Annotated in this window: 35 protein-coding genes; 28 read left to right on the top strand and 7 right to left on the bottom strand. The window is 44.5% G+C overall.

Annotated elements, in window-relative coordinates; translation table 11 throughout:
* Positions 1–192 precede the first annotated feature (192 nt).
* Positions 193–357, top strand: a complete 165-nt coding sequence (locus tag MTO98_RS07235) for a hypothetical protein (RefSeq protein WP_243485934.1) — start codon at positions 193–195, stop codon at positions 355–357.
* A 195-nt stretch (positions 358–552) separates the two neighbouring features.
* Here MTO98_RS07235 and MTO98_RS07240 read toward each other — a convergent pair whose 3' ends face one another.
* On the bottom strand, positions 553–819 hold the full coding sequence (locus tag MTO98_RS07240) for a hypothetical protein (protein ID WP_243485935.1): 267 nt from the start codon (positions 817–819) through the stop codon (positions 553–555).
* A 465-nt stretch (positions 820–1,284) separates the two neighbouring features.
* Between MTO98_RS07240 and MTO98_RS07245 the strand changes: the two genes are divergently transcribed.
* The 3 genes from MTO98_RS07245 to MTO98_RS34410 all read left to right on the top strand — a co-directional run bounded on the left by MTO98_RS07245 (position 1,285) and on the right by MTO98_RS34410 (position 3,274).
* Positions 1,285–2,391, top strand: coding sequence for an ATP-binding protein (locus MTO98_RS07245; RefSeq protein WP_243485936.1), 1,107 nt, complete (start codon positions 1,285–1,287; stop codon positions 2,389–2,391).
* Between the two features lie 617 nt (positions 2,392–3,008).
* Positions 3,009–3,206 carry a hypothetical protein gene (locus MTO98_RS07250; RefSeq protein ID WP_243485937.1) on the top strand — a complete coding sequence of 66 codons (198 nt, stop codon included), beginning with the start codon at positions 3,009–3,011 and terminating at the stop codon, positions 3,204–3,206.
* Positions 3,146–3,274, top strand: a complete 129-nt coding sequence (locus tag MTO98_RS34410) for a hypothetical protein (protein WP_371825409.1) — start codon at positions 3,146–3,148, stop codon at positions 3,272–3,274. Before MTO98_RS07250 ends, MTO98_RS34410 begins: the two co-directional genes overlap by 61 nt.
* Before the next feature lie 60 nt (positions 3,275–3,334).
* Here the strand turns inward: MTO98_RS34410 and MTO98_RS07255 are convergent, their stop codons facing one another.
* The 3 genes from MTO98_RS07255 to MTO98_RS07265 form a co-directional block, all read right to left on the bottom strand.
* Entirely contained in the window at positions 3,335–4,447 is a 1,113-nt protein-coding gene (locus MTO98_RS07255) for an FAD-dependent monooxygenase (protein ID WP_243485938.1), read from the bottom strand.
* A 75-nt stretch (positions 4,448–4,522) separates the two neighbouring features.
* Positions 4,523–5,380, bottom strand: a complete 858-nt coding sequence (locus tag MTO98_RS07260) for an AraC family transcriptional regulator (RefSeq protein WP_243485939.1) — start codon at positions 5,378–5,380, stop codon at positions 4,523–4,525.
* Positions 5,381–5,596: 216 nt separating this feature from the next.
* Positions 5,597–5,980, bottom strand: coding sequence for a helix-turn-helix domain-containing protein (locus tag MTO98_RS07265; RefSeq protein ID WP_243485940.1), 384 nt, complete (start codon positions 5,978–5,980; stop codon positions 5,597–5,599).
* A gap of 123 nt (positions 5,981–6,103) precedes the next feature.
* Between MTO98_RS07265 and MTO98_RS07270 the strand changes: the two genes are divergently transcribed.
* From MTO98_RS07270 to MTO98_RS07320, 11 genes are all read left to right on the top strand, one after another.
* Positions 6,104–6,898 carry an SDR family oxidoreductase gene (locus tag MTO98_RS07270; protein ID WP_243485941.1) on the top strand — a complete coding sequence of 265 codons (795 nt, stop codon included), beginning with the start codon at positions 6,104–6,106 and terminating at the stop codon, positions 6,896–6,898.
* A 17-nt stretch (positions 6,899–6,915) separates the two neighbouring features.
* A complete protein-coding gene (locus MTO98_RS07275) occupies positions 6,916–7,239 on the top strand; it encodes a nuclear transport factor 2 family protein (protein ID WP_243485942.1) in 324 nt (107 codons plus the stop codon).
* Positions 7,240–7,474: 235 nt separating this feature from the next.
* Positions 7,475–7,618, top strand: coding sequence for a hypothetical protein (locus MTO98_RS07280; protein ID WP_243485943.1), 144 nt, complete (start codon positions 7,475–7,477; stop codon positions 7,616–7,618).
* 41 nt (positions 7,619–7,659) lie between these two features.
* The gene (locus tag MTO98_RS07285) at positions 7,660–8,094 is read left to right on the top strand and encodes a DUF2147 domain-containing protein (RefSeq protein WP_243485944.1); all 435 of its coding nucleotides are present in this window, start codon (positions 7,660–7,662) and stop codon (positions 8,092–8,094) included.
* A gap of 21 nt (positions 8,095–8,115) precedes the next feature.
* Positions 8,116–8,316 carry a hypothetical protein gene (locus MTO98_RS07290; protein WP_243485945.1) on the top strand — a complete coding sequence of 67 codons (201 nt, stop codon included), beginning with the start codon at positions 8,116–8,118 and terminating at the stop codon, positions 8,314–8,316.
* Positions 8,313–8,672 (top strand): hypothetical protein, encoded by a 360-nt coding sequence (locus tag MTO98_RS07295; RefSeq protein WP_243485946.1) that lies wholly within the window; start codon positions 8,313–8,315, stop codon positions 8,670–8,672. The genes MTO98_RS07290 and MTO98_RS07295 overlap by 4 nt, the downstream gene beginning before the upstream one ends.
* A gap of 12 nt (positions 8,673–8,684) precedes the next feature.
* Complete coding sequence (locus MTO98_RS07300) at positions 8,685–9,593, top strand: AraC family transcriptional regulator (RefSeq protein ID WP_243485947.1); 909 nt, start codon at positions 8,685–8,687, stop codon at positions 9,591–9,593.
* 165 nt (positions 9,594–9,758) lie between these two features.
* Positions 9,759–10,742, top strand: coding sequence for an SDR family oxidoreductase (locus MTO98_RS07305; RefSeq protein WP_243485948.1), 984 nt, complete (start codon positions 9,759–9,761; stop codon positions 10,740–10,742).
* 84 nt (positions 10,743–10,826) lie between these two features.
* Positions 10,827–11,189 carry a hypothetical protein gene (locus MTO98_RS07310; RefSeq protein WP_243485949.1) on the top strand — a complete coding sequence of 121 codons (363 nt, stop codon included), beginning with the start codon at positions 10,827–10,829 and terminating at the stop codon, positions 11,187–11,189.
* Positions 11,190–11,302: 113 nt separating this feature from the next.
* A complete protein-coding gene (locus MTO98_RS07315; protein WP_243485950.1) occupies positions 11,303–11,668 on the top strand; it encodes a DUF1330 domain-containing protein in 366 nt (121 codons plus the stop codon).
* Positions 11,669–11,684: 16 nt separating this feature from the next.
* On the top strand, positions 11,685–12,260 hold the full coding sequence (locus MTO98_RS07320) for a Crp/Fnr family transcriptional regulator (protein ID WP_243485951.1): 576 nt from the start codon (positions 11,685–11,687) through the stop codon (positions 12,258–12,260).
* Between the two features lie 24 nt (positions 12,261–12,284).
* Here MTO98_RS07320 and MTO98_RS07325 read toward each other — a convergent pair whose 3' ends face one another.
* The gene (locus tag MTO98_RS07325; protein WP_243485952.1) at positions 12,285–13,199 is read right to left on the bottom strand and encodes an AraC family transcriptional regulator; all 915 of its coding nucleotides are present in this window, start codon (positions 13,197–13,199) and stop codon (positions 12,285–12,287) included.
* Positions 13,200–13,246: 47 nt separating this feature from the next.
* Complete coding sequence (locus MTO98_RS07330) at positions 13,247–13,987, bottom strand: SDR family oxidoreductase (RefSeq protein WP_243485953.1); 741 nt, start codon at positions 13,985–13,987, stop codon at positions 13,247–13,249.
* Positions 13,988–14,834: 847 nt separating this feature from the next.
* Here MTO98_RS07330 and MTO98_RS07335 point away from each other — a divergent pair.
* The 10 genes from MTO98_RS07335 (at position 14,835) to MTO98_RS07380 (ending at position 20,451) form a co-directional block, all read left to right on the top strand.
* A complete protein-coding gene (locus MTO98_RS07335) occupies positions 14,835–15,173 on the top strand; it encodes a hypothetical protein (protein WP_243485954.1) in 339 nt (112 codons plus the stop codon).
* Between the two features lie 461 nt (positions 15,174–15,634).
* Complete coding sequence (locus MTO98_RS07340) at positions 15,635–16,267, top strand: hypothetical protein (protein ID WP_243485955.1); 633 nt, start codon at positions 15,635–15,637, stop codon at positions 16,265–16,267.
* 19 nt (positions 16,268–16,286) lie between these two features.
* Positions 16,287–16,856: a hypothetical protein gene (locus tag MTO98_RS07345; protein WP_243485956.1), complete on the top strand. Its 570-nt coding sequence runs from the start codon at positions 16,287–16,289 to the stop codon at positions 16,854–16,856.
* 12 nt (positions 16,857–16,868) lie between these two features.
* On the top strand, positions 16,869–17,087 hold the full coding sequence (locus MTO98_RS07350) for a PRTRC system protein C (RefSeq protein ID WP_243485957.1): 219 nt from the start codon (positions 16,869–16,871) through the stop codon (positions 17,085–17,087).
* Positions 17,088–17,089: 2 nt separating this feature from the next.
* Positions 17,090–17,266, top strand: a complete 177-nt coding sequence (locus MTO98_RS07355) for a hypothetical protein (RefSeq protein ID WP_243485958.1) — start codon at positions 17,090–17,092, stop codon at positions 17,264–17,266.
* Positions 17,267–17,298: 32 nt separating this feature from the next.
* Entirely contained in the window at positions 17,299–18,240 is a 942-nt protein-coding gene (locus MTO98_RS07360) for a hypothetical protein (protein ID WP_243485959.1), read from the top strand.
* Positions 18,218–18,958, top strand: a complete 741-nt coding sequence (locus tag MTO98_RS07365; protein WP_243485960.1) for a prokaryotic E2 ligase family D protein — start codon at positions 18,218–18,220, stop codon at positions 18,956–18,958. Before MTO98_RS07360 ends, MTO98_RS07365 begins: the two co-directional genes overlap by 23 nt.
* Positions 18,955–19,776 carry a PRTRC system ThiF family protein gene (locus MTO98_RS07370; RefSeq protein WP_243485961.1) on the top strand — a complete coding sequence of 274 codons (822 nt, stop codon included), beginning with the start codon at positions 18,955–18,957 and terminating at the stop codon, positions 19,774–19,776. Before MTO98_RS07365 ends, MTO98_RS07370 begins: the two co-directional genes overlap by 4 nt.
* Positions 19,777–19,786: 10 nt before the next feature.
* Positions 19,787–20,002 (top strand): hypothetical protein, encoded by a 216-nt coding sequence (locus MTO98_RS07375; protein ID WP_243485962.1) that lies wholly within the window; start codon positions 19,787–19,789, stop codon positions 20,000–20,002.
* Positions 19,999–20,451, top strand: a complete 453-nt coding sequence (locus MTO98_RS07380) for a macro domain-containing protein (RefSeq protein ID WP_243485963.1) — start codon at positions 19,999–20,001, stop codon at positions 20,449–20,451. Before MTO98_RS07375 ends, MTO98_RS07380 begins: the two co-directional genes overlap by 4 nt.
* A gap of 614 nt (positions 20,452–21,065) precedes the next feature.
* Here MTO98_RS07380 and MTO98_RS07385 read toward each other — a convergent pair.
* Positions 21,066–21,308, bottom strand: coding sequence for a hypothetical protein (locus MTO98_RS07385; protein WP_243485964.1), 243 nt, complete (start codon positions 21,306–21,308; stop codon positions 21,066–21,068).
* Positions 21,309–21,431: 123 nt separating this feature from the next.
* On the opposite strand from MTO98_RS07385, the gene MTO98_RS07390 reads away from it, so the two are divergent.
* From MTO98_RS07390 to MTO98_RS07400, 3 genes are all read left to right on the top strand, one after another.
* Positions 21,432–21,944, top strand: coding sequence for a hypothetical protein (locus MTO98_RS07390; RefSeq protein WP_243485965.1), 513 nt, complete (start codon positions 21,432–21,434; stop codon positions 21,942–21,944).
* Positions 21,941–22,624, top strand: coding sequence for a hypothetical protein (locus MTO98_RS07395; protein WP_243485966.1), 684 nt, complete (start codon positions 21,941–21,943; stop codon positions 22,622–22,624). Before MTO98_RS07390 ends, MTO98_RS07395 begins: the two co-directional genes overlap by 4 nt.
* 711 nt (positions 22,625–23,335) lie before the next feature.
* Positions 23,336–24,451 carry a FecR family protein gene (locus tag MTO98_RS07400; RefSeq protein ID WP_243485967.1) on the top strand — a complete coding sequence of 372 codons (1,116 nt, stop codon included), beginning with the start codon at positions 23,336–23,338 and terminating at the stop codon, positions 24,449–24,451.
* Positions 24,452–24,607 lie beyond the last annotated feature (156 nt).

The following is a 24,607-nucleotide window of genomic DNA, read 5'->3' on the forward strand; positions in this document are numbered from 1 at the left end:
AAATGAGCCGAACGGGGCAATGAGTCGTCTATCCTGGATGATTATTCAGCCCCGAAATACTGTTGCCGCTGATCAGGCCTTTTATGGTTAATGTTATTAGGAAGGTATTGGGAAAGACTACCCGGCATTTTCGGGAATGGGCAGCAGAAGTAAACAAAACATTGAAGTTAACAACAATGCAGCATTGACGACATGAAAAACGAAAGCGTGACAGTTTTCCTGCTGGTTGCAATGGCTGACGGTGCGATCATGCGGCAAAGAGTGGTGGATATTGCCCAAACTAAAAGCAACGCAACCTCAAATATGGCCACATCAAAACTTACAAGTAATACCGGCAGATGTATCGATCATAGATAGTATAACATCCGGAGGCACTGAAAAGAAGAACCTGATACTGCTGCAACCCCCAGTATCCATAAATAAAACTAAATGTGGATGCAAAGCATATAAAGTAACCGACATCTGGCCTGCATTGGAGAAGTGATGGGCATGAGCCGTTTCTTGTAGGTGCATATGCTTATCTAAAGAAAATTGGCATTGTCACTTTCTGCCCTAACTCGCAGCGCGTGGCAATGGAAAAGGATTCTGATCCCTGTACCAATGAATCGCTTGGGTGATTTCGTTTTCCTGCACCTGTTCCTTGCTAACCATTTTAAACACTAATTTTCTCCCACTTATGGTAGCTGTTACCAGGACTTCGTTCTCCCCGAGGTTAATCTCATCTTCCAGGGGATCTAAAACGTATACCCTCGAATCAAGTTCAGGGATAATGATCACGTCAATACCGTAACTCGAAATCAAATAGTAGGTTTTCTCCATATGCTTACCCTTGCAAATTTTATACCAATCTGGCCTTAAAAAGGAGAATCAGTCCAATAATTCAGCGCTACTCCGATGCTTATCATTAATTTTATTATTATTTAATTTTTTTATATTCATGTTTATATTTTATTAGTTGTTTAAACAAGTATAAATGAGGTTTGATGGCGATATTTAATGCTAACAATATGCGCTGTGTTATCTTTTTAAGAAGTTTACAGCAACAGATAACTAAACCTAATTTGCAAGTTTTGCTTGGTAATTCAAGTTTTGTTTTTTTTTATGCGTTTATTTTTCAACTATTTATTATTTATTGCCAGGTACAGCCTAAGCTGAAAAACTGTATTTGCAAATATCTAAGCCGAAATGCTTGGGGTAGTAAGAGCCCGGAAACACAATATTGTTTTTCGTGTGTTAACCATCCAAAAAGCTACGGATTTCGTTAATGCTTTATAATTTCATCTTATGAATTTAAATTTCCATAACGGATTAATAAATGCCGGTATGCTTTCTGCGGATAACATCAATCAGCCCCGGCTGGCACATTGGGAGCATGATGTTATTAGCAATGGTGATAAATGGTCTGATGCAATATTTGATATCCTGGAACTTCCGGTCGATACCGAACCGGACCATAACATTATCTTTAATGCTCACCGGGAACCGTACCTGGGGATGATGAAAGCAGCTGTAGCGAAGGCTTACGAATCGGGAACTCCGTGGGACCTGGAGCTGGAACTGCTTACTGTAAACAGGCATGCTATTTGGGTGCGTTCTTACGGCAGCGCAGTTATTGAAAACAATGTGCTTGTTAAAGTGAAGGGATACTTAATGGATATCGACGCTTACAGAAGTGATTCAGCGTCGCATACGTTGCTAAAACAACAGCATAAACAACTGAGCAGCTTCACCCATATCCTTACGCACAATTTAAGAAATTATGCTTACAATATCTCCATGCTTACGGAATTAGTTGAAAGGGATCAGCTTGACGCTTATAATTCCAGTATATTGGATAAAATAGTTTCGGTTTCCGGTAGTTTGACGGAAACGATCGAACAGATGTCCGAAATTATCAAAGCGAAGGAGGATGTAATAGAGTCAGAGATGTTGAACTTTGATGAGGAGACCCAACGCGTGCTTGACGCGCTCGTTGCGGAGATTGAATTGCACAATGCCTCGATAGAAACAGATTTTGTTGTGCCGGACATCCTTTTCCCAAAGCTCTATCTCAAAAGTATCCTCATGAACCTGATCAGTAACTCTATAAAGTACAGAAAAGAAAACGAACGCCCCGAGATACTGATCAGTACCTATTTTGATGATGATAAAAGCTGCCTGATTTTGGAATACCAGGACAATGGGATTGGCATCGACCTGGAGCGGCACGGCGACAAAATATTCGGGCTCTTTAAAACATTCACAAGTAGGCCAGGTTCGAACGGGGTAGGTTTATTTCTTGTAAAAACGCAGGTTGAATCACAGGGCGGTTACATTGTGGTAGAGAGTAAACCCGACATCGGCACAATTTTTAGAATTTTTTTTAAGCCAGGCATGAACGGAAGTGAATAGTCATCGAAATTCCTAAGTTGATATTTTACCTCGCGCTCACTTTCCTCACCAGCTTGATCTTGTTCTTAAATCTGCTTTTACGCAGTTTGATAAAATCTGGAGTGTTATTTATTATGGATAGCTTTTTTATCCTACCTTAATAATAAGTTTATCTTGCTAATAAGTTATAAGCTGTATTTGTTCTGGCAGAATAAGTTATACAATTGCGCGACGCAACAAAAAAATGTAATAAATCCATGTCTTTTTAACAGATCGCTCGATGGTCGAAAATCCCATTAATTTAAAACTCATTAAATAGCCCGGTGTTCGGCAGCGTGTTCAGTGGCTTCCTGTTGGTCGGCGTATGTTCTTCATAACTGATCGGTAACAACTGTTGTTGATGTAAGTACAATAGAATGGTCAAACTTTCCAAATTATTTCATGATTACACCAGAGTTGTGGCCTTGCCGGTGCAATGTGATGATTCAGCTTTCGGTAATCATGCCAGCCTTAAAAAAGCTTAAACCCAGAGCTGTTATTACTTCATTAACATGGGCAACGGCATCTGGTGGCTAGTGGGCGTCACTCCGAACTATATTGTTTCTACGCGACTCGTAGGGTTTCTTATGATCAGGCTGATGAAGAAGGAATTGGACATCAAATTCTATTCAGCAATTCATCATTCGGAGAACCCCGTAAATTCAGGCAGCAAAAAAGAAAGCCATATCCGCGTGTCGGTTACCAGCTCGATCAATTTTTCAGTGAGGGCAGTAACATGCGGACTGATAGATATGGCGAAAGCATCAGCAACAGGGCGAAATTGCAGCTGGAAGTAGTTGATGCCTGCATACCGGTTTTTAGTGCAGGTTGTATCGGTATACCCGTCACAAATTATTTTTGTTAATGTAATGTAGGTATACCGGGGATTAAACCGAATCATCCCGGGATACCTGCATTTCACCGATCAGAAATTAAAGCCTTGTGTGTTTCTTTTGGCGACAGCTTCCTCGGTTTTTGGAATAAGCATGTCCAGGCCGAAATCAACCACCTCTGATTGAACCTGTTCTACAAAGGGTCGAAAACTGCGATCATATTCAATAAAGGCTTTTTCAAAATTGCCGTTACATTTGCCGAAGGCATCAGCCAGCGCAGCTGCACCGTCAATGGCAATAGAGCCGCCGCGACCAGCAGCCGGAGAGGGACAATAACCGGCATCCCCAACAAGTGCTACACGGCCCTGGGTCCAGGAGGGCATTTTCACCTGGCAAAGTTTATCAAAATAAAATGATGCTGACCCGGCAGTTTCGGCCAGTAGTTCCTTTGCACGCCAGCCCGCATCTTTGAATTGTTCAAAGATCATTTTGCGCATTTGTGCTTCATTTCGATAGTCATAGGGAATATCGTTTTCAGAAAAATAGGCAAAGCAAATATCCGTTTTACCGTTATAGGCATTAAGCATGATCGTTTTACCGACTTCGCTGTACATCTGCGTAGTATTTTCAGGGATCAGCAGGTGGTCAACTATAGTGATGGAAAAGTAGGCATTGAGAAATTGGGTAAACTCTTTTTCTTCGCCAAACCAAAGCCTCCGTACGGCGGAATGGACGCCGTCACATCCGAATACCAGATCGAATGGCCGTGACTCCATGTTCCTGAAAGTTACCTGCATCTGATCGTTTTCTTCGGTCAATCTGGTAATGGTCTCGCCGAAAACAAATTCCACCTTATCGCTGACCAGGTCATATAGCATATGCAGTAACAAGTCCCGTTCGATCTCATATTCTTCCTGTTCCCGATGCTGGTGATGATCCTGACGAAGTGTTATATCGTCGCCATCTTTGAATTCCATATTTTCCATCGTCAGCCGGTTATGAAAGATCTCGTCGAATATGCCCATCCGCTGTACGATATCGATCGTTCTTCCCAGTATGTTTACGGGCGTGCCGCCTTTTTTGAGACCGGGCGCAATTTCCACGACGGTAACCTTGTATCCGAATCGGTTCATCCAGTATGCAGTTGATAAACCGGCGAAACTTGCGCCGGAGATCAATACTGATCTTTGATTTTTAGTAGTCATTTCTTTTACATTTTATGATGCAAAGAAAGAGTGAATACTGATCCGGAAATAGGTCAAACCCGTGAAAGACTTGGACTAACCGAGGTTTTTAGGCCTGAATGATGCCGGTGATGTTCCCACGATCTTGGTAAATAGCCGTGAAAAATAAGGGTATTCATCATAACCCAGCATTGCGGCTATTTCTTTCAATGACAGATCAGAATGATATAATTGTCTTTTGGCTTCCAGGATGAGCCGCTGCTGTATGTGCCAGGATACCGGCTGTCCTGTAGCATGCTTAACGCATTCGTTCAGGTAAGGAACAGAGATGTTTAATAATTCTGCGTAATCCGAGGGTCGTTTTTTGGTTGTGTAATTTATTCCCAGCTGCTGCCTGAATGATCTGGTGATCTGTTCCTGCCGGGTCAGGGCATCAGGTTCTCCAATATTTTCCTGGTAAAGGGAGATAGAAAGGCCGACCAATGCGTTGCCCTGCTCTTTAAGCAGCGAGTAAAATAAAGGGACATTTTTTCTTTGCCAGAATTTCATCAGTAGATCAGCGGTCTCAGATAGGATATTAAATTGCTCAATGTTCAGTTTCAATGGTGAAGCCGGACTGATCTCTTCCAGCAGCTTGACAAAATCAGTATTGAGGTGGGCATTGTCCAAAGCCCAGGCATAAACGGTAACATGATCAAATCCAATAATCCGATGGACCTGATCAGGATGCAGGTATATAAAGGAAGGCGATTCAATATCGTACTGATGAAAATCGATCTCCATAGTTACGGATCCGCTTTCCAGCAGAAAAAAAGAGTGGCGGTCATGACGCTCCGGTTGTTGCCAGTCTCCTAATGGAGGTAACGTATCAAATGAAACCCGGTCGATTGTAATCCCTTCATCGGACTCATTGCCAAAGGTATTTACAGGAATGGTACCAGATCTTTTAGCCATATAAAATTTTACCAGTCACAAATATAGATTTTCAAACGTGTTAGATTTTAGGCTATGTGACTGATCTTAATTTAAAAAGATGGACATATATCACCGCATTATGATAAATCATTTAAGTCAGATAACGTTGTTTGACAAGAAAAATTGATCCTTTGGATACAAAATTGGGATATTTGGATACATAATGCTGCCTGGCATCCTGCAACTTTGCTATAATTAAGACCGCAAACAAACCGGAACATTGTCCGGGAATTGTTTCATGATAACATCCCTGAGCTGACTCTCATGCTCGTCACCCCAAACCCCTATAGCCTGGATCACTGGAATCAGCGTTTTTCCAAAGTCGGTCAAATCATACTCCACTTTTGGCGGCATAACCGGGTAGATCTTACGGCTGACCAATTCATGTGTTTCCAGTTCTTTTAATTGGATATTGAGTACCCGCCTGGATACATCCGGTATTTTACGCTGCAATTCACTCGGGCGTTTATGCCCCTGATGGATGAACCAGAGTATTCGGATCTTCCATTTGCCATACAGTACTTCGCCTACCAGATCAAGCCCACAATTCAGGTGCGGTAAGATCTTTCTTTCATACATACCACAAATATAAGCGGATGACCGGCAGTGGACAATAGGGATAAATTTCTCCCTATCTGAATCGTAAGCCCGTACTTGCCAATAGCTTAGGTACCGCCGAGATTTGCCCAAAACAAATACGATATGGAACAACAATTCAATTACTGTAATGAACTTACCGGTAAGACCGCGCTGGTGACCGGCGGTACCAAAGGTGCCGGCAAGGCTATTGCCGAACGGTTAAAAAACGCGGGGGCGACCGTTATCATCACCGCCAGGAACCAACCGGAACAAGCCGATCCCGGCCTGCACTTTGTCGCCGCCGACCTGAGCCAGCAAGACGGAATAGCTAACCTAATCAGTACGATTCAGCTAGACTTCGGCGGCTTGGACATCCTCGTTAATAACCTTGGCGCTTCAGAAACGCCCGGCGGCGGTTTTGCCGCACTGACTAACGAAGACTGGGAAAAAACCATCCGCACAAACCTGTTAGCTCCGGTCAGTCTGGACAGAGGTATTTTACCTCAAATGCTGGAACGCGGCAGCGGTGTAATCATTCACATTGCATCCATTCAGGGAAAACTCCCATTGCATGACGCTACCTTACCCTATGCGGCGGCGAAAGCCGGCCTGATCAACTACAGCAAAGGTCTATCGAATGAAGTTGCAGCCCAAGGCGTTCGTGTATTGACTGTATCACCCGGTTGGATCAAAACCGAAAATGTCAAATATTTTCTGGAAAGGATCGCAAAGAGTTCAAACAGCTCTATAGAGGAGGCTCAGCAAAGCGTTATCGATGCCTTAGGCGGCATCCCTATGGGCCGACCAGCCGAACCCGAAGAAGTAGGCGAACTGGTAGGCTTCCTGGTTTCCCCGAGGGCAGCCTACCTCACCGGAACAGAATTTATCATTGACGGCGGCACTATCCGAACCATTTAATTGTAAACAATAACATTATGAATATACCTCAAGTAATCGCAAACTTAATAACAGCTCAGAATGAGCAGAATGCCGTGGCCTACGCTGAATGTTTTGCTGGGACCGCCATCGTTCATGACGAAGGAAAGGTCCATCGTGGTAAGGTGGAAATACAGCAGTGGATCAAAGACGCGAACGAAGCTTATAATTCAGTGATGAAACCATTGAACTATGAAGAAAACGGAGCCGAAAGTTTGCTGACCGCAGAAGTAAACGGAACCTTTCCAGGCAGCCCGGCGCTACTAAAGTTTCATTTTATCATAGAAGAACAACAAATAACTTCGCTGAAAATAACCAGTTGATTTTATGTAATTAAAGATTCGTATAAAGAAGTCAACATTGTTTTATTAAAAAGGGATAACCACAAACGGGTCGTCCCTTTTTTATTGATTTTTTGTTGTCGGGATCCTATAAACCTAAATATTCAAAGGTATCTAAGCTTTATCAGAGGTAGAAAATGTAACCATTCCGGATGTTTTCCTCACAGATGAGATCAGTGTAAAAAAGGCGGTCGAAACCATCATCGGCAAAGAAGGAATGATCGATGTGCTATCTCTCAGTGACACCCGTAACAGCCTGCTAAATATGCCTTTTCACTACACCCTGGCGACTTTTGGATACATTCTGGAACCGGCAGCAGCCGAACTTTGCTTCAACAAAGACAAAGGAAAATGGATCTAAAGAACAGCACCATACTCAATCATAACAAATAACGATCAGACATGAAAAAAACAATTTTAGCTGCGGCTATGCTGCTCATTTCCGTAGTGGCATTTGCTCAGAAATTATCTCCGGACCAGATCATCGGCACCTGGCAATGTGAAGATTATAAGATAGAGATCTTTAGGACCGGCAGCAGCTACTCGGCCAAACTATTATGGTCAAAAGAGATGTTCGAGGCAGACGGCAGGACATCCAAAAAAGATATCAAAAACCCCGATGAGAAATTACGAAGCAGGCCAGTACAAGGTATCACGCACATTACCGAACTTATTTATAAGGATGGCGAATACCGTGACGGTAAATTATACAGTGTACAGGATGGTAATTCGTATAGCCTGAAAGGCAAACTTAATAGCGTTAACGATCTGGAAACACGCGGCTACAAAGGAGTTCCGATGTTGGGTAAAACATTCAAATGGAAACGCATTCAATAAAAGTGCTTTAAAACTACGTATATGAAAGATACACATAATGACAGCTTGTCGATGTTTTGGTTTGTGGTTTCTAATACTATGCCGCCTGTAGGCTTTTTCCTGTACTTTAAACACAGGAAGCAAAGTCCTAACAAGGCAAAAAGGGCCCTGACAAGTGCCATGATCGGTATACCGCTGGCATCAATAATGGGTTACATCATCAATACATATATCCTGAAATGATCATGATAAAAAATAGCATTTCATTACTCTTGCTGATCGTATCTGTATCCATCAGCTTTAAACACGCGTGGGATACGGCGCATTATCGGACCAACCCGGCATCGCTGACCATGATGACCAGCCTGGGTATAAATAAGTCGGCCGTTCCGGTCTTAGTATTTCTAACGGTGGTGATCGGTATACTTTTGCTGATCCCCAAAACATTCTTTCTGGGGAACATGCTGAATGCCATGTCTATCGTCATGATCATGGGATTGGCGTTACGTGCGGGGAATTACCGGATCGCCCTGATCGAGATCCCGTTCTTAGCGATGCCGCTGATCATGATCTGGCTAAAATATCCCTTTAAAAATTAACTAAATTGCAACATGTCCAAGGCTGCACCTTATAGAATAAGTTCGATAACAGAGATCCACCGTTTAATGGGGCTGCCCAAGCCTCACCATCCGCTGATCAGCATTGTTGACCTGAAAGGGTTTAAAAATGACCATGACATCGATGCCGTTATATTCGACTTGTATGTAATATCCATGAAACGGGGCTGCGACAATCTTTTTTACGGGCAGCAGAAATATGACTTTGATGAAGGCTTGATGGGGTTCATGTCCCCGGGCCAAGTATTGCGCGGTGAGGATAATGGTGTACCGCCGGCTCTGGAAGGCTGGATGCTGTTCATTCACCCAGACTTTCTCTGGAACACGTCGCTTGCAGCCAAGATCAAAAAATACGAATACTTCGGTTACGCGACCAATGAAGCGTTGTTCCTTTCTGACAAAGAAGAAACGGTCATTAACGACATCATCAAGAACATCAGAAATGAGTATCATTCCAACATCGATAAATTCAGTCAGGATATTATTATTTCGAATTTGGAAACATTGCTGAACTATGCTGAGCGTTTTTATCAGCGCCAGTTCATTACCCGGAAGATCACGAACAGTAAGATACTGGACCGGTTGGAGGAATTATTGACCGTTTACATCAATGATGAAGCTTTGCTTTCAAAGGGATTGCCTTCGGTACAATACCTTGCTGATGCATTAAATATCTCATCCAAATACCTGAGCAGTCTGCTGAAACAACTTACTGGTCAGACCACACAACAGATCATTCACGAAAAGCTGATCGAGAAAGCTAAAGAGAAGCTTTCCACTACTGACCTATCAGTAAGCGAGATAGCATACAGTTTAGGCTTTGAACATTCCCAGTCATTCAGTAAATTATTCAAAAGTAAGACCAAACTGTCGCCATTGGAGTTCAGGGCTTCCTTTAATTAGAAACCTTCGTGCTTTATCAGAAAGCTGCTAATCCGAAATCCTGTGCTTCGGCAGATATTAGGTGTTTTGCTTGTTTTGACTTTAAAGCCATTTAAATTTATTGATATCAGTTACAGGCAGATCCGGAAAAACTATAACAGCCTTTCTACTACAACATTGTGACTTTTGGATACATCTGCTTACCAGCGGCGCCTGAACTTTGCAAGTATAAAAACAAGTAAAATGCAAAACAGAAACAAAAATTGGACAATATCTCAGATTCCAAAAAGCAATAGTGGCTTAGCAGTTATTACCGGTAGCACAGAAGGTGTAGGATATGAAGATGCACTGGCTTTATCATCATCGGGGTGGAATGTGATCATGATGGGGCGTAACGCTCAAAAAGGAGCAGAGTCAATTGCTAAGATCCACCGCATCAACCCGAAGGCAAAATTGAGTTTTGAAAAAATAGATCTTGCAGACCTGTCCTCGATCAAAGCCTTTGCTTCAAGAATGATTTCAAAGGGGCAAGCTATCGATCTTCTGATCAATAATGCCGGTGTAATGACACCACCAAAACGAATGGAAACTGCCGATGGCTTTGAGTTGCAGTTCGGCACTAACCATATCGGTCACTTTGCATTAACCGCACAATTGCTGCCATTACTACGCAAATCACCAGGTGCACGTGTGGTGACCGCTTCGAGTGTGGCCAACCGTGAAGGAAGGATCAATTTTGACGACCTTCAATCAAGCTCTGCTTATATTCCGATGAAAGCATACGGTCAGTCAAAACTTGCGAACCTGATGTTCGCGTTAGAGCTCCAGCGGCAAAGTGAAAAACACGGTTGGGGAATAACGAGTATCGCTTCTCATCCGGGTGTATCCCGGACCAATTTACTGATCACGGGTGCGGGACGATGGAGCGTCGCAGGAATTTCGAGGACGCTGCTTCCGTTTTTATTTCAGCCACCTGCACAGGGAGCCTTGCCGACATTATATGCTGCCACTTCGCCGGAGGCTAAAGGAGGAATGTATTACGGACCAAACAAAATGATGGAGACCAGGGGATTTCCAGCAATCGCGAAAATACCTGCACAAGCAGAAGATGTAAATGCTTCTTTAAAACTATGGAAATTATCGGAAGAGCTGGCTAATGTAGAATTTTAATATTTAAAATTTAAGCTGCTCTCTGAAGTATAGTGCTTTTTCAGATCCTCAATTTTTGATATCAGAATTAAAAAACAATGCAAAATGAAATTAAGTAGCGCTTTATTGATCGTTATGGCTATGCTTGCATCCTGCAGCGCCAGGAAAACGGTGTGTATCACTAACAAGACAGGCCACACAATCACTCTCCTGATGGATAGCTCCTACAGCAGCACATATCAAATTGCATTTGCTGACTCTTTGAATGGTTTAAGGATAGAAAAGAAAAAAGTATTTGATTATGGCTTTGGCAAGTGGACGAAGAATGATAAAACTAACCTTGAGGAAGTGCTAAGGCATACCAGGATCATTAAAGACGGCAGCAAAACAGCTATTAGCCTGCCCGGCAAAACTGAAGTGTCGCACATCAGTTTTAACGTAGAAGAACTTTGGGTGAACATTAAATAACATTGAAAACATACGCGATTAAACGATTTGACAAAAAAACAATCGGGTGGTATTTGTTTAAACTCTTCAACTACCTGAACTTTTTTCCAGCATAGGCCAGCGATCTTTGTGGAATGGAACAGGAAACTAAAATAGCGATACCGGATATTGAGCCGGGCCTAGGGCCCGTGCTTATGCTGAACATGATCAGGTTCAGGGACAAAAAGATCTACTTTGAACAGTACATACCGGCCTTTAACCAGGTAGTGCAGCAGCTGGGTATTGAGGGTGTAAGCGTAAAACTCGTGAGCGAGGTGGTTGCAAATATTGTTGCTGAAGAGAACGAGCAATGGGACGAGATCGTAGTGGTGGAATATCCCACTGCCGAAGCGTTCATCACCATCGCGCAAAGCGATATTTATCACCAGATCGCAAACCCACTTCGCGAAGCCGGAACTGCCGAACTGAAACTGATCATGACCCGCAAAATTGACTTTTAACAGTTATCATTGTATAATGTCAGAACTGATCTTGTCCAACTTTGCTTTGCATATCGCACTTGCACCTGAAGAACAGGCGCAGGTGCTTGCCTTGTTACAGGAAAAGACCGTTGCTAAACGCAGTGTACTGGTGCAGGCAGGCGATATCGACCGGCATATCTATTTTGTCAATGAAGGCTGTCTGCGCATGTTCCACACGGATAAGGATGGTCAGGAACATAATCTTTGTTTTTACCCGGAGAATTGGTGGGCCTGCGATATCGTAAGTTTTTTCAAGGCGAAGGCTGCCACCAATACCATCCAGGCGCTGGAAGATTCTCAGCTATATTATTTCACCTTACCTGATCTGGAACGGCTGTTTGACCGGGTACCAAAATTTGAGCGTTTCTTCCGGATACTTACCCAGAACGGATTTGATATGTTCCAAAGACGTGTAACTTCCAACCTGTCAAAAACGGCAGAGCTGCGGTATCGTGAATTCCGCAGACATTACCCCGGTCTGGAACAGCGGATATCCCAAAAGCATATTGCCAGCTACCTGGGTATAACTCCCGCTTTTCTGAGCATGATGCGCAAGGAAAAAGATCTTTGATCTACACCCGGCAAAGAAATATGATCAATTCAGGTTCAACTGATCACGCCGAAACTGTACAGGTGAAACACTGGTGCGCTGCTTGAACAATTTATTGAACGATTGCGGATGCTCAAAACCTAAATGGTAAGCGATCTCTGCCGTGGTCAGGGTCGTCTGGTTCAGTAGTACTTTCGCTTTCTCGATCAGTGCCAGATGAATATGCTGCTGTGTGGTTTTACCGGTGAGTGTTTTAAGCATATCTGAAAGGTAGCGCTGTGATACATTCAAATGGGTTGCGATGTCCTGCGGCGAAGGCAAACCGTTTATAACCATATCAGCACCCTCAAAACGCTCATTCAGCCAAATGTTCATCCGGCTGATCAGGTCATGGTGCATGTGCTTACGGGTCAGGAACTGCCGGTTATAAAAACGGTTACTATGGTTGAGTAATAGCTCCAATTGCGATACCAGCACATTCTCGCTGAACTGGTCGATATGATTATCCAGTTCTATCGCTATGGCCTGGAAAAGTATCTGTATGGTCTGTTTTTCTTTCTCGGACAGGAACAACGCCTCGGATACGGCGTAATCAAAGAAGCCATATTGATGAACGTGTTGTGCCAGCGGATGACCGGCCAATAACGCGGGATGGAAATAGAGGACATAGCCCTGATAGTCCGCGGGATCAGGACTCATTTGAACCACTTGCCCCGGCGTTAAAAAAGCCAGACCTCCTTCTTTAAAGTCATAGGTACCCGGCCCGTATTTAACGCTGCCGTTAAAATTCTTTTTAAAGGAAATCTTGTAAAAGTCCAGCATGAACCAACTGCCGGCATCACGCAGGTCTATCTTTACCTCGTCGTAATTGACGAGCGTCATCATCGGATGCGCAGGTGGATCCAATTTCAGCCTGCGCATCAGATCAGTGATATTATGGAACTTTAACGGCTTGTCCATTGCAATTTTAACTATGCGTATTTCTTTGATTGGTATAAATATAGTGTTTAAGCCTGAACGGACGGGCGGATCACCATATCACCGACATCTACATTATCCGGTTGCTCGATCGCGTAAGCAATGGCTCTGGCAATAGCATCAGCTGGGATGGCCATTTGATCGGCATTCTGCTGAATGGTGTTCCTTATTGCCTCGTTCCTGATGTTGCTTGCAAATTCTGTCGCCACATAGCCCGGTGAGATACCAGTCACCCGCCAGCGGCCCTGCGATTCCTGGCGTAATGCTTCGCCGATGGTACGCACTGCGTTCTTAGTGCCAGCATAAACGCCCATAGTTGGAACGATTGAAATACCTGCTGTAGAGATCACATTGATGAAGTGTCCGGAACCTTGCTCCTTGAAAACAGGCAGCGCTGCGGCGATCCCATACAAGGTGCCTTTCAGATTGACATCGATCATTTGTTCCCAGCCTTCCACATCCAGTTCTTCCATCTTGTATAACTGGCTGATACCGGCATTATTGATCAAGACATCAAGCTTGCCAAATCGCTCGACGGCTAATGCTGTCAATTTAGCGACATCTTCCCGGCGGGTCACATCGATTTCCAAATATGCAGCCTCGCCGCCATTCTGCTCAATAGTTTTAACGACCGTTCTCAGACGTTCCGCTCTCCGAGCACCCAGAACCACCTTCGCGCCTTGAGCGGCTAACAATTCTGCTGCCGCTTTACCAATACCGCTGCTGGCACCGGTTATTACGATCACTTTATCTTTAATTCCACTTTTCATAGTTTTTCATTTGAAGCAAAGTTCAACGAACGGGCTGGTAGTTTTGTAGCCGAAAGTGCCGGATGTGTAGTCGATTTGGCAAAATAATAATAGCTTACCAGGTTTAAAAGTTATTACCGGTTATCAGGTTCTTATAAAGTAAATTCATTATAGCTGTCGCCATAACTGCGGGTAACTGATCAGTGCTGTGATCCAAATCATGCATTCTATACTAGCTGGGAAGATCATAACTTGCACATGCTGTAAAGTCGATGCTATGGGTGTAGCCACACTGTTAAAATAAGTATTGGACAACATGGGGTAACGAAGTTGATAATGTAATTTTATCGGCACTTAAACGCATAGATTGTTGATAATCAATGATGAAATGATTTTTGGATGTGAATAGCCTGCTTTTTGTTTATGGATTGCTTTCAGGCACTTCGCCTCTCCCTGTAATTTTTGGTAGTGGGTTGAAGGTTTAAATCATGACCAGGCCCTCCGGGTGCTGCGGCCGGTACTAAAACCGGCAGGCAGTCCTGATTTAAACCTTCCTGAGTTGCCTTAAGGTTCTTCGCGATTTGTTTTTTTTGGAAATTCCCCGCCCTCTTCCTCTATTCAATGGCATTTTTTGTTTAATGAGCTTCATTTAGCCTTTGCTGAGGCAAATCTACACCTCTTCGGCGGTCAAGGCCAGGCTCTGTGCCGCTAAAAAAATCTCCACACCTCCGCTGCGCTCCGGGTCGTATTTTTTTGCGGCAGCCTTGGCCCGCCAGCCCTACCCGCAAGTGTATTGCCTCTATCAAAGGCCAAATGAGGTTCCGCCGAATGACCTTTCAAAACAGGGTATTCCATAAATCAAATGCGTATGTCATCTAACAAAAAACACGCTCCGCAACATTCGACAGCAAAACTCCGGGTGGTCGTCGATGCATCCAAACCGAAGGGCGAAAACCAAAGGGTTATTTCATTGGAAAAAGCAAGAAACATTGCCCTTGACTGGCATTCCGGAGTTTGGAGCTGGTTGTACACCTTCGGTTCCAGTGGTATCCTTTTGCCAGAGGCTGTCGGTCGTACGATCAAAGAAATCGACGATAACCTGGAAACTCCGGACCTGCCTCAAAGGCAAATCAAACGGCTGCGACAACTTCAAAGGTATGTCGCCCATCCGTCATCCGCTTTGCAGGTGGGTAATCAGTCTCATTAAACCCGATGAATTATTAAATAAACCGAATCGATATGCTATTTACAGGATGTATAACCGCAGATGCGGCAGTCAGGGAGGTAGGAGGAAAACGAAAAGTTACCGGCTTGTTACCATCAATGAACGTTTTAAGGACAGTGAAGGCGCTTAAAAGATCATTACCACTTTCGCGGGGTGCTCTTATTGGGTGGGCCAAGATCTCACTGCCTGTCTTGCTAAAGGCTCGGTCGTCGGAATATTCGGGCGGGTAGAGGCCAAGGCCGGCTTGACAGTGAAAACAAACCCAAACCCTACTTCACCTGCACGGTGAAAGATGTGCACCTTTTCGGCACTTCGCAAAAAGCAGAAGCGAAGAAGGAGGGAAAAGCTTAAACAGAAAAATTCACAAAGGCAAAAACAAAAGCTGCCGGGACAGGAAATGAAGGGAGCGTTGATAAGAATTTACCATTTTAAAATTAAGAACCATGGGAGAATATGTAAAATACAATGGACATACGATCAAAATCGGAACATGCGAAGATATGTATTATACCGATTACGGCAGGTATATAGAAGCCCTCCGGGAGGGCCAGTTGATGCTGATAGAAGGTAATGCCGATCCGCAGGTTTACGCAATGCCGGGGACAGGCCTGCGCTTTCGATTTCCGTTCCCTGATGAGGATATCAAAACGCTGGGCAAGTTAGGTAAGAACGATTATGAACGAGGGCTATTAATAACCATCGAACGGGGCCTCAACTTCGCGACAGAAGACTTTCCACCGGTTTTGGGTAAATACATAGTCGAATCCCATACGCAGCCGGGATTAATGAGGCAACTTAGGATGCTTAACCCTAATAATGTCTTGAAACTGGTTGATATTGAGATCGTTCAGCAAAAACCGGTGTTGATGGATGGCAATTTCTATCTCCTGTTGATCTACCGTTGCCCCTATAGTGACGAACGATGGCGCATAGAGGACAAGGAAACCGCAGAACACATTGCCAGTCAGATCAGGCAACGTTACCTTTTAACCGCTGAAAACGAGGACAGCAAAGACTTTTGGCAGAAACTCATCGACCGCATCCTGATAGGCTATGAGCCGGGAGCGGATTATTGAAACATCAAATCAACGAAAAATGAAAACTGATTTTTTTAGCCATATCGACGCCATATCCTGCCCCGGCAGATGGCAAATCGTTATCCAAAACGATGACAAGGGGCAATTTACGGTATCCACGCACTTCACGGTCGGCGCATCCGGTGACAATGCCGGGAAACATATCATTCCCTTTGTTTCGACCGGAACTGCTGCCGACTTCGACGAGGGATACTTTGCGGAGATCGAAAAACCGGTTCGGGAAACTTACGGCCTGCTCAGCAACATGAAGGAATACCTGAAAGCCCTGTCAAAAACCAAAGAGCAAAGCCGGATGGTGCAAGATGCCAAATCAAAAAACAAGGTTAAGCCGGACGGAGCGAAAGATGGCGTAGAACTTCCCAATCCCGCAGCAACCGAAGAAAAACGCAAAGCTTATACAGCGGCTTTGCGCAGGGTCATCGAACTCGACAGCCTTTGTAAATATGAAGAAGCATTGGCCGAATTGCCTGCCGTTGATGAATACCCGGACAAAGAAACGGAGATCAATAAGCGCAAGGCTGAACTTGAACGCAAACAGCAGCAAAAAGCCAATCTATTATTTCCATAAAAAATACGAATCATGTTAACGACAAATATTTTACCAAGGATATTCATTCACAAGGAAAATGGTCAGGAAATACCCCTGACCGATCCGAACCCGGCGTTCAGCCCCGAAGGAGTAATGGACTTTTATGCCGGAACTTACCCCATCCTGACTAACGCGAGGTTGACAGGACCGGAAATCAAACAGGACAAAATTCAGTACCGCTTTGAAAGCACATTAGGAACAAAAGGCTAACCATGGAAGAAAACAGGATCAAACGCAAAATCAGTATTAACAAAAAGGGCAAACAATGGAAACTTTACCAGTCATTCGAAAATTTTATCAGCAAACTCGACAGGGTTCCAGATGCCGCAGCGGTTCAGGCCAACACGCCGGGATGTGCACCGCAGGCGCTGTCGGACATGGCTTTTTGAAACATATCTTTGCACCATTTACCGGTTATAATTTGAAGAACTTTCGGGAAGCTGAGGCGGAATTTTTCAGGTCGGTTCATAATATCTGCGAAATGTACGGTATCCCTAATCCTGATGTTACCGGATTACCTTTCCCCGAAAACTTGCATAAAGCCCATGCCGTAATTTCTAAGGCTTTGGAGTTATTAAATGCTCCCCCCTGCTACATCATGCAGGACGACCGGCACGTAGCAACTTTGGCAACCGCAAAACGTTATGACACCGGCCATGCCCTTTATTATATCCCTGTCCATGCTTTAGCAAGGATAGGGGATTGCCCCGGCCTTAAACCGCTTTATGAATTATTGGTGTTTATCTGTCATTACCTGTACCGGGTATCCGGCGCGGAATTTTACCGGGATAAGTATTCTTACATAGGCTCCGTATATGACACCCTGGAAGATTGGATGCTGAACGATAATGACGGGGAATGTTATGATGAACTTATTGCTGAAATCGCCGGGATGAAAACATTCGGGGACAGTTTACTGCAGAAGCTGAAACTGCCGTTCAGCAAAAGGGCATTTGATGAGTCTGCTGATCGGTTCCGGGAAAGTGAATGTTATGCTGCACCTGCGTATGAACTGGCCATGGAATTTGAAAAATTAATGGCTGATTATCCCAAACGTTCCATTTACAGCAGTATACCCAAAGAATTTTACGAATGGCAGGAAGAGGGAGCGATTGAAATAGGGCATTATCTCGGCTTTTACTGGAGCGGATCGGAAAGCCTGAACGATCAGTTTTTTGACTACGTCAACAACGAATTGCAGGAGTGCAGCGAACAGGTTGAACCCATAGCACTCCAATGGTTTGACAGCCCTCAAAAGGAGCAGCAATTCGACTTTGATTATGAAGGCCGCCTGTTCCCCCTACTCATTGAATTCAATAACTTTTTATACCAATACGATTATGTTAACGAACATCACCAATAATATCAGCGATACCTTTGTGCCGGTTAAAGCATTGCTTATCTACCTTCGCAGTAAATCAGGCGAAACGTACACCAACGGCAACGAAGAGATTTACGTCGAAAGCTACGACATCGGCAGGAACGGGAAACCTATCAATGCGCATCCTTTGTCCGCAAAGGAAAGTGGGAAATTTGGCGAAATCCTGCGCTCCCAGGAAGCGGGACAGAACAGTTTTTTGAAATGCAGGGGGATCTTGCCGGTAAACCTGCTTTACCTCAACACGGCAAAACACGGCTTTGCAGTATGGCATACACCGCCCGTGGAAAGGCAGCTGTTTTTTAAGGATGACCTCGGAATACCCTCTGGTGCTGCCAAAGTACCCGCAATGCTCTGGAAAGGCAGCCGGGACACGCTCAGCGTTTTTGCGTTGAAGGGCAACAGAAAGCCCTCGCTGAATAGCCCGCTGTTCCATGCGCCTTACTTCAACATGTATGCGGATGGCAAAGTTTGTATGGGGACCGTTAAACTTGCAATCGACGCTGATACCTGCCTGGACGATTTCATCGCCCTTTGGGAAAGCTATTTCTTTAACAGCTACTTCAGCCATACGATCGAAGGGGGCAGCAACTGCGGGAAGAACATCGTTCAGCTTTGGCAGGAACAGGTCAGCAACAAAAGCCCTTTCCCCGAAGCGCAATTAATCAAATCCGGTAAAATTTTAGCAGACATCATCGCATGAAAAAGAAGGTCAATACCTTGAAAACAGTAGCTCACTTTGTCGATAATGAATTGCTGCAACCTGCCAACCCGGTTTCAGTCAACCTGATCGGGGCAGGGGGAACCGGGAGCCACGTATTGAGTGCCTTGATGAGGCTGAACTTTATGCTGAACCAATTAGGCCATCCCGGCCTCAACGTCCGGTTGTTTGATGATGATATCATCGAGCAGAAAAACAGGCTGCGAATGCTGTTCACCGATGCGGAGGTGGGGCTTCACAAAGCGGTCGTGCTGATCAACCGCATTAATCGTGCATTCGGCCTGAACTGGAAAGCAATCCCGGAAAAATATAACTTTGAAACCCTGAAAGCAATGCCAGCAATGTCCATGGCGACCATCACCGTGACCACGGTTGATGCTGTAGATGCCAGATTTGACGTTGCAGGGATACTTACCCTAACCCGGAAATCTTCGGCCTATCAAAGGGATTGCCCGAAATACTGGCTTGATTTCGGGAACAGCCGGGATTCGGGACAGGTCATTCTTTCAACTGTAGGAGAAATCAAACAGCCTAAATCAAAAAAGTTTGATACCCGCGCTACGCTCAGGATGATAACAGATGAGTTTCCCGACCTGCTGAAAGCAGGGGAGGCCAAAGACAGGGGACATAATTGTTCAACCGCATCGGCACTGGAGGAACAGGATTTGTACATCAACGCCTCACTCGCCTATCAGGGAACCGAAATCCTGAAAAAAATGTTCCGTGACGGCATCCTCTTCAACAGAGGGTTCTTTCATAACCTCAAAGACTACCGGACACAGCCACTCCGGATAAACTAAAATTTTTGTCATGAAAATTACAGACTTAAACGGGATAGAGATCGAGGTCACCGACCTTAGCCTCGCCATTATGCAGGCTGATGATTACCGACATTATCAGTTGAGCGGGTCAGCGAACACGGATTATAACCATCCGCAACAGGTGTATTGGGAAGATATTTACCTGAAATTAATAATAATAGCGGAGCAATCTGAACGGGGAGCAGATGAACAAAGCAAAATATGATCAATTATACAAGGGGAGACCTTTTGGCCGACAATGCCGAAGTTTTGGTCAACACAGTGAATTGCGTCGGCGTTATGGGCAAGGGGCTCGCCCTTGCCTTCCGACAGGCCTTCCCGGTCAATTACAAATTGTACCGGGCTGCCTGCGCTGCGGGAGAGGTACGACCGGGAAAACTTTTTATCGTCAGCGATTTCAATCTCTTTTATGGCCCGAAACTCATTATTAACTTTCCGACGAAGACGGATTGGCGTAAGCCATCCCGGTATGATTATGTGGAATCCGGGCTGGAAACACTTGTCGGTCACCTGAATGCAAACCCGGTTGCTACACTTGCTTTGCCTGCACTTGGCTGCGGGAACGGTGGTTTGGATTGGGGGCGGGTAAAAGGAATGATTGAACATCATCTAAAAGATTTACCGGTTGCTATGTCGGTATATGAGCCGGTTTAAAAAAATCGCGCCGGGGCAGCCCCGTTGTCCTTCCTCCAACAAGGCTGCCCCGGCAAGAGCGGATGCCTGATTTGCTGCCGCTCCCTACGTTGCTCTCCGTTCGCTTTGCAACACAGGCGGCCGTTGTTTACTTCGTTTTTTGCTGAAATTGTTTCTTTGTTTTTAAGCGGTTACGCTGTTTGTAATGTATTTTGTTATTGCTTTGGTTAGTTTCTGTGACCAATTTTCGGATTCGTCAAAGTGAAAAGGAGGCTTAAAGCAAAAAAATAGCCACGCCCTATTCAAAGCGTGGCCTTAATGTTAGTTATTTAATACCCCTATTAAAATAACTTTGAGGTAAATATATATTTTTTATCGATAATGTTTCAATTATAATTGAAAAAATACAAAAGCCCATCGGGGGACGGGCTAAGGTAGACATAGGGCCTATAGGGGTATTAAATATGCTTGTGGAGTATATACAAATATAGATTATTAAACCGTTATCGAATGGATAAAATTAATGAATTAATTGTAAAATATCTATTTGGTTTTTAATTATTTCCTAAAAATCACGAAATCTGAGCAGGGAATGTCAACTCAAATATTTATTCCTGGAATTCCTGTGATATAGATTAGAATATTTGCTCTTTTAAAGCCTCTTTGCAGATCAAACGATTCCGAGGGCCAGCATGACCGCCCCAACCAGGCTTGCTCTCATTTCCATAGCATTGACTGTTGTTCATCCACCTGTCGGCCGATTTCAGGAAGGTATAAAGCGTTCCGTACATACTGATCTTAACTTCATTTTCCTTTTGTGATTCTAGCATGAAATAATAGGTGCGGTTTTCGAAATGTGCTGCTAATCGTTCTGACATGATGCGAAATTATAAAATATTGATTGGATTGCCACGTTTAGAGTTCGCCTGCAGGCTGACTAACTGACTCCTGTTCTTTGTTCGCGATTTGCAAACAAAGAACAGTTTCATTATATTTGCCATATGAGAACTCATAATGGTATGCGCCCGCTGGATATTGAGGTGTTGCTGAAAGTCATCGCCATGGGTGACCTGCCCTGGCAATACCGCGACCTTTCAAATCTGCTCTATATCAGCATCTCGGAAATCTCTGAATCGCTTAACCGTAGCGTTGTCGCAGGATTGATTGATGCCGGGAAACGCAAAGTAAAGCGGTTGGCGTTAATGGAGTTTATCCAATATGGGATGCATTATGTTTTTCCGCAGGTTCCCGGTGCCATTGTAAACGGTATTGCAACCGCGCATGCTCATCCCTTTTATAAGCAACATTTTTCGAGTGAATTACCATATGTTTGGCCTTCACCAGACGGTAATGTTCGCGGGCAAGCCATTGAACCATTGCATAAAGGTGTAGTAAAGGCCATACAGCATGATGAACAATTATATAAACTATTAGCAAGCATAGATATACTACGGGTTGGAAAAGTAAGAGAAATCAGATTGGCATTGGAAGAACTTAAAAAAGCTATATTATGAGCCATCACGATAACCTGGTACGGATTAAAGTAGTTTATGACGCCTTGGAGGAAATCGCAACCCAAGTAGCATTTGTTGGTGGTGCAACTGTTTCACTATACGCTGACCGCGCAACGCAAGAAGTGCGCCCTACTGACGATATTGACATTCTTATCGAACTGGCGAGTTATAACGGCTATTCCGGGGTGGAAGAAAAGTTGAGAGGAAAAGGATTTGTTAATGATTGGGAATCCGGTGTAATCTGCCGCTATAAAGTAAAAGGTATCGTGGTCGATGTAATGCCCACTTCGGATAATGTCCTTGGTTTCGCGAACCGATGGTATCCGGACGGCTTTGCTAACGCGACTATTTATGAATTTGACGGATATGCCATCAGAATATTTAGCGCGGCTTATTTTCTGGCTACTAAATTGGAAGCCTTTAAAGACCGTGGTAACGATGACGGCCGCATGAGTACCGATTTTGAAGACATTGTTTATTTATTAAACAACCGATCTGCTATTTGGGATGAACTGCGACAGTTAACCGGTCCGATAAAAGATTATATCGTTCAAACTTTTAAGGAACTATTGGATAACAAATACATCGACGAATGGGTCAGTGCCCATTTAGACTATGCAGAACAGGAGCGGCAATATTTTATAATCGGCGCTATGGAGGAGATCATAACAAAAAAATAGCAATCTCATCTATTTCTCCAATACTATTTGCCAGCGTCATAAGCCAATCTGGTTTAACTCGCATCTTTTAATAAACCCTTTGGCGGGAACCTGGGTAGTTTGCCCGGTTCTGTGCAATGCCGCGCGCCTGCTGGTTTTATTTAAATGTTATATTTGTCATCGGTTACAAATTCATCCGCTAATGTCAGCAACGCCGAATAACGGATCTAGGATGGGCAGGATATATAATCCATATCCAACTATGCGAAAAGTTGCCTCGGCCGCCAGGCGGGGCGAGCTTTGCTGATGGCAACTTCACCGCCTTTTCCGCAAAAATCCTAAAGCACGATAAGATCACCTCATTTATAAAGTTTCGTGAAGCCTTCAATCCTTCTATGCTTAGCCCCCATGATTTTTCGCATATTCAAAGTTGACCAATATTCATTTGTCACATAATTTCTAATAAAAATGACAAAAATGATTGTTTGTTTGCCGCAAATTTTGATCAAATATAACTTTATTGTTTCTTGTAATACATGTAATTATTGGGTTTATAGTTGTTTGGGCTGTATTGTTGTATGTGTGATTTTTAAAGCATGCACGTGTTTTAATGGTAATTAATGCTGTAAGTCAACGGGTAAATTATGAACCCCTAAAAAATGAAAATAAATCTTCCTGTTCAGGGCTTCTCAACTGTCTTGTCTTTAAAACCGGATAATTCCGGGTAAGGACATGGAAAAAGAAGAAATCAAAAGGCGCTCTGAGCAATACCTGAAAGGTAAGGCCACTGAAAAAGAGAAGGCGATGCTGGAAGCCTGGTACCTGGAGCTGGGGGAAGGCGGGGGCAAAATACCGGAGGAAAGGATCCGCGCGATCCAGGAGGAAATATTCCGAAAGTTACCGGGAAATGGCGGCAACAAATTTCCGACGGGCATCCTGCTTGCTGCCGCGGAAATCGCCATCATTATGGTTTCGCTGATCCTCGAGGTGGTTTTTCATAAACCTGACCTGGTGGTTCAGCATGTAACGCATGATATCCCGCCGGGAGGAAACCGGGCCGTGCTGACCCTCTCGAACGGACAGAAGATCGATCTTACCCATACCGCAAACGGCCGCGTAGCCGTCCAGCAGGGGACGCGTGTGCTGAAAAGCCGGGCCGGGCAGCTCGTTTATGATGATGGTGCCGTGCCGGAAGCGAAAGGGCCGGCGGGTGAGAACACCATTACTACCCCTGTAGGCGGTATATGGCAACTTAGCCTGCCGGATGGAACCCGGGTCTGGCTGAATAATTCGTCTTCACTGACCTACCCATCGCATTTTCGGGGACAATCCGACAGGATAGTTACCCTGGCCGGTGAGGCTTATTTCGAAGTGGCCAAGGATAAGCGCCACCCTTTTATTGTTAAGAGCGGGGGACAGGAAGTAAAAGTATTGGGGACTCATTTTGATATCAACGCCTTTCCTGATGAGGACGTTGTCAGGACGACGTTGCTGGAAGGCCTGGTCACCGTAAGTGCCGCGGATAAAAGGCTAACACAAAAACTCTTTCCGGGTAATCAATCAATATTGCGTGGTGGAGGCCTTAAACTTACCAGCGTCAACATTGAACAGGTCGTGGCATGGAAGAACGGATATTTCAGGTTTGACAATACCCCTATTGAACAGGTGATGCGGGAGCTCGCGCGCTGGTATGACATCGACGTTCGTTTCGATGGCTCCATACCCACCGAGAAATTAAACGGTAGGATCTCCCGCTCCAAAAATATCAGCAAAGTGCTGAATGCCCTCGAGGCTACGAAAACCGTGCATTTCAAAGTAGAAGGAAGGAGGGTGACCGTAATGAAGTAATTCCTAATAAATAAGAATCAGTTAGTTAAAAGCCAGGGAACCGGTCCCACCCGGTAACCTGGCTTAAGCTGGGCTCCTTAAAAAGTTTTAACTATTAACGAACAGCGGTGCTGCCGGGCCATCTCGAAAATGAACGGCCGCAACGCTCTCCAACTC

The sequence above is a fragment of the Mucilaginibacter sp. SMC90 genome (assembly GCF_022811725.1).
In the GTDB taxonomy this organism is placed as follows: domain Bacteria; phylum Bacteroidota; class Bacteroidia; order Sphingobacteriales; family Sphingobacteriaceae; genus Mucilaginibacter.

Bases quoted from the DNA above. Each gene is read 5' to 3' on its own strand.
- MTO98_RS07235 (WP_243485934.1), top strand. From the start codon at position 193: ATGAAAAACGAAAGCGTGACAGTTTTCCTGCTGGTTGCAATGGCTGAC.
- MTO98_RS07240 (WP_243485935.1), bottom strand. From the start codon at position 819: ATGGAGAAAACCTACTATTTGATTTCGAGTTACGGTATTGACGTGATC.
- MTO98_RS07245 (WP_243485936.1), top strand. From the start codon at position 1,285: ATGAATTTAAATTTCCATAACGGATTAATAAATGCCGGTATGCTTTCT.
- MTO98_RS07250 (WP_243485937.1), top strand. From the start codon at position 3,009: ATGAAGAAGGAATTGGACATCAAATTCTATTCAGCAATTCATCATTCG.
- MTO98_RS34410 (WP_371825409.1), top strand. From the start codon at position 3,146: ATGCGGACTGATAGATATGGCGAAAGCATCAGCAACAGGGCGAAATTG.
- MTO98_RS07255 (WP_243485938.1), bottom strand. From the start codon at position 4,447: ATGACTACTAAAAATCAAAGATCAGTATTGATCTCCGGCGCAAGTTTC.
- MTO98_RS07260 (WP_243485939.1), bottom strand. From the start codon at position 5,380: ATGGCTAAAAGATCTGGTACCATTCCTGTAAATACCTTTGGCAATGAG.
- MTO98_RS07265 (WP_243485940.1), bottom strand. From the start codon at position 5,980: ATGTATGAAAGAAAGATCTTACCGCACCTGAATTGTGGGCTTGATCTG.
- MTO98_RS07270 (WP_243485941.1), top strand. From the start codon at position 6,104: ATGGAACAACAATTCAATTACTGTAATGAACTTACCGGTAAGACCGCG.
- MTO98_RS07275 (WP_243485942.1), top strand. From the start codon at position 6,916: ATGAATATACCTCAAGTAATCGCAAACTTAATAACAGCTCAGAATGAG.
- MTO98_RS07280 (WP_243485943.1), top strand. From the start codon at position 7,475: ATGATCGATGTGCTATCTCTCAGTGACACCCGTAACAGCCTGCTAAAT.
- MTO98_RS07285 (WP_243485944.1), top strand. From the start codon at position 7,660: ATGAAAAAAACAATTTTAGCTGCGGCTATGCTGCTCATTTCCGTAGTG.
- MTO98_RS07290 (WP_243485945.1), top strand. From the start codon at position 8,116: ATGAAAGATACACATAATGACAGCTTGTCGATGTTTTGGTTTGTGGTT.
- MTO98_RS07295 (WP_243485946.1), top strand. From the start codon at position 8,313: ATGATCATGATAAAAAATAGCATTTCATTACTCTTGCTGATCGTATCT.
- MTO98_RS07300 (WP_243485947.1), top strand. From the start codon at position 8,685: ATGTCCAAGGCTGCACCTTATAGAATAAGTTCGATAACAGAGATCCAC.
- MTO98_RS07310 (WP_243485949.1), top strand. From the start codon at position 10,827: ATGAAATTAAGTAGCGCTTTATTGATCGTTATGGCTATGCTTGCATCC.
- MTO98_RS07315 (WP_243485950.1), top strand. From the start codon at position 11,303: ATGGAACAGGAAACTAAAATAGCGATACCGGATATTGAGCCGGGCCTA.
- MTO98_RS07320 (WP_243485951.1), top strand. From the start codon at position 11,685: ATGTCAGAACTGATCTTGTCCAACTTTGCTTTGCATATCGCACTTGCA.
- MTO98_RS07325 (WP_243485952.1), bottom strand. From the start codon at position 13,199: ATGGACAAGCCGTTAAAGTTCCATAATATCACTGATCTGATGCGCAGG.
- MTO98_RS07330 (WP_243485953.1), bottom strand. From the start codon at position 13,987: ATGAAAAGTGGAATTAAAGATAAAGTGATCGTAATAACCGGTGCCAGC.
- MTO98_RS07335 (WP_243485954.1), top strand. From the start codon at position 14,835: ATGTCATCTAACAAAAAACACGCTCCGCAACATTCGACAGCAAAACTC.
- MTO98_RS07340 (WP_243485955.1), top strand. From the start codon at position 15,635: ATGGGAGAATATGTAAAATACAATGGACATACGATCAAAATCGGAACA.
- MTO98_RS07345 (WP_243485956.1), top strand. From the start codon at position 16,287: ATGAAAACTGATTTTTTTAGCCATATCGACGCCATATCCTGCCCCGGC.
- MTO98_RS07350 (WP_243485957.1), top strand. From the start codon at position 16,869: ATGTTAACGACAAATATTTTACCAAGGATATTCATTCACAAGGAAAAT.
- MTO98_RS07355 (WP_243485958.1), top strand. From the start codon at position 17,090: ATGGAAGAAAACAGGATCAAACGCAAAATCAGTATTAACAAAAAGGGC.
- MTO98_RS07365 (WP_243485960.1), top strand. From the start codon at position 18,218: ATGTTAACGAACATCACCAATAATATCAGCGATACCTTTGTGCCGGTT.
- MTO98_RS07370 (WP_243485961.1), top strand. From the start codon at position 18,955: ATGAAAAAGAAGGTCAATACCTTGAAAACAGTAGCTCACTTTGTCGAT.
- MTO98_RS07375 (WP_243485962.1), top strand. From the start codon at position 19,787: ATGAAAATTACAGACTTAAACGGGATAGAGATCGAGGTCACCGACCTT.
- MTO98_RS07380 (WP_243485963.1), top strand. From the start codon at position 19,999: ATGATCAATTATACAAGGGGAGACCTTTTGGCCGACAATGCCGAAGTT.
- MTO98_RS07385 (WP_243485964.1), bottom strand. From the start codon at position 21,308: ATGTCAGAACGATTAGCAGCACATTTCGAAAACCGCACCTATTATTTC.
- MTO98_RS07390 (WP_243485965.1), top strand. From the start codon at position 21,432: ATGAGAACTCATAATGGTATGCGCCCGCTGGATATTGAGGTGTTGCTG.
- MTO98_RS07395 (WP_243485966.1), top strand. From the start codon at position 21,941: ATGAGCCATCACGATAACCTGGTACGGATTAAAGTAGTTTATGACGCC.
- MTO98_RS07400 (WP_243485967.1), top strand. From the start codon at position 23,336: ATGGAAAAAGAAGAAATCAAAAGGCGCTCTGAGCAATACCTGAAAGGT.